Source organism: Arthrobacter sp. Hiyo1 (assembly GCF_001263615.2).
In the GTDB taxonomy this organism is placed as follows: domain Bacteria; phylum Actinomycetota; class Actinomycetes; order Actinomycetales; family Micrococcaceae; genus Arthrobacter.
Genome location: NZ_DF952498.1, coordinates 1 through 2,549, shown reverse-complemented (window position 1 = coordinate 2,549; position 2,549 = coordinate 1). Strand labels below are relative to the sequence as shown.

Here is a 2,549-nt window from a genome sequence, read left to right as displayed (position 1 = left end):
CGCCTCCAGCCCGGCGACCCCGTCGAACAGCCCGACGGCGAGCGCCTCGCCGTCGGCATCGTCCAATTGGAATACCCCCATCCAGGACGGGCTCAAGGCCACGCAAGCTGCCTCGGTGAGCGGCACCAAAGGACCGGGCTCGGACATGTTCGCCGTGATCGCGATCATGGGCGGCGTGCTTTTGGTGGCGGCCGGAGGCATTGCCTTCGCCTTGTGGAGCCGCCACCGCTTTACGCACTGATACCCGCTTGTGATTCCTGCTTGTGATCCCTGCTTCCCGTCCGGGGGCCGTATTTTGTCGCGGCTTTGCGGCAAGATAGGTACGTGAGCACAGCAGAGAGCGAAACCGCAGTTCCAACGGAAGCCGTACGGAAAGAGTACGAAAACCTCGCAGACCTCGTCCGCAAGTACCGCTACGCGTACTACCAGGAAGATGCGCCGACGGTTTCGGATGCCGAGTTCGACTCCCTGTACCGCCGCCTCGAGGAGCTCGAGGCCCTGCATCCCGAGCTCGTGTCCAACGATTCGCCCACACAGGAAGTAGGCGGCGAGGTGTCGGCTGCTTTCGCCGCCGTCGAGCACCTCCAGAGGATGTACAGCCTGGAGGACGTCTTCTCGCTCGACGAGTTGGAAGCGTGGGTCCGCAAGGCCGAGGCTTCGGTCGAAAAGCTGGGCACGGCGGCTTCCCGCATTGCGTGGCTGACGGAGCTGAAGATCGACGGCCTGGCAGTGAACCTGCTGTACCGCGATGGCAAGCTGGTCCGTGCCGCCACGCGCGGAGACGGCACCACGGGCGAGGACATCACCCACAACGTGCTCACCATCAAGGAGATCCCGCGCCAGCTCAGCGGCAGCGGATATCCGTCCGAGGTGGAAATCCGGGGCGAAGTCTTCATTCCGTCCAAGGCATTCGCCGAATTCAACGAAGCGCTGATCGAGTCCGGCAAGGCGCCGTTGGCCAACCCCCGCAACGCCGCGGCCGGCTCCCTGCGCCAGAAAGACCCCGCGGAAACCGCCAAGCGTCCGTTGCGGATGTTCGTCCACGGCATCGGGGCACGCGAAGGCCTCGACTCCACGAGCCAGTCGGAAACGTACAAGCTGCTGGAGGAATGGGGCTTGCCGGTCAGCCCCTACCTGAAGGTCCTGGACTCCTTCGAGGAGGTCCTCGACTTCATCAAGCACTTCGGCGAACACCGGCACGACCTCCTGCACGAGATCGACGGCATCGTGGTCAAAATCGACGACTTCGCCACGCAGCGTGCCCTCGGTTACACCTCGCGCGTGCCGCGATGGGCCGTTGCCTACAAATACCCGCCGGAGGAAGTCCACACCAAGCTGCTGGACATCCAAGTCAACGTCGGCCGCACCGGCCGCGTCACTCCCTACGGGGTAATGGAACCGGTCAAAGTGGCCGGATCCACTGTGGAGATGGCCACCCTGCACAACCAGGACGTGGTCAAGGCCAAGGGCGTCATGATCGGCGACATCGTGATTCTCCGGAAGGCCGGAGACATCATTCCTGAGATCGTCGGGCCGGTATTGGCGCTGCGCGATCAGCAGGATCCTCCTGTGCGCGAGTTCGTGATGCCCACGGAATGCCCCTCCTGCCACACGCCCCTTGCTCCGGCGAAGGAGGCGACGTCGATATCCGCTGCCCCAACGCGAAGTCGTGCCCCTCCCAGCTGCGCGAGCGTGTCTTCCACGTCGCGAGCAGGGGAGCCTTCGACATCGAGGCTCTCGGGTGGGAGGCAGCCATCGCACTCACCCAGCCTGCGGAACCGGAAACTCCGCCCCTGCGCAGCGAGGCGGCCTTGTTCAGCCTCACGCCGGAGGACCTCGCCGACGTCCGCATCCACCGCGAGAAGCGCTCCAAAGGCGTGGGCACGGGAACGTTCGAATTGGTGCCCTACTTCTATTCCAAGGCCACCGCCAAGACCCCCTCCAAACCCACCGCCACCACCGAGAAACTGTTCAAGGAACTTGAGAAAGCCAAGACGCAACCTCTCTGGCGCGTCCTGGTTGCCCTTTCCATCCGGCACGTCGGCCCCACTGCGTCCCGCGCCCTGGCCACGGCCCTCGGGAGCATGGACGCCATCCGGGCCGCTTCCGAGGAGGAACTGGCCAACGTTGACGGGGTGGGACCGACCATCGCCGCGGCACTCAAGGAATGGTTCGCCGTTGACTGGCACCAGGAAATCGTGGATAGCTGGGCAGCTGCCGGGGTGCGCATGGTTGACGAGCGCGACGCCGGCATCCAGCGGAACCTGGAAGGCCTCACCATCGTGGTGACAGGCTCCTTGCCCACCCTGAGCCGGGACGAAGCCAAGGAAGCCATCATCATCAGGGGCGGCAAAGCGGCGGGCTCGGTTTCCAAGAACACCAGTTACGTCGTGGCCGGCGAGAACGCAGGCTCCAAGCTGGACAAGGCTGAGCAACTCGGCATCCGGGTACTGGACGAGGACGGCTTCAAGGCATTGCTCGACGGCGTCTTGGAACCCGCCGGCGGCACGGCTCCGGATGATGAAGACGCAGCCGTTGCCCTGGCGGGC

Annotated in this window: 1 protein-coding gene and 1 pseudogene; both read left to right on the top strand. The window is 64.7% G+C overall.

Features of this window, described 5'->3' with window-relative positions; translation table 11 throughout:
• Positions 1 to 241: hypothetical protein (locus tag AHiyo1_RS25295; protein ID WP_216363336.1), on the top strand; the 241-nt coding region annotated here is incomplete at its 5' end.
• Between the two features lie 65 nt (positions 242 to 306).
• Positions 307 to 2,549: pseudogene (ligA, locus tag AHiyo1_RS23965) on the top strand (NAD-dependent DNA ligase LigA); the annotation flags it as partial.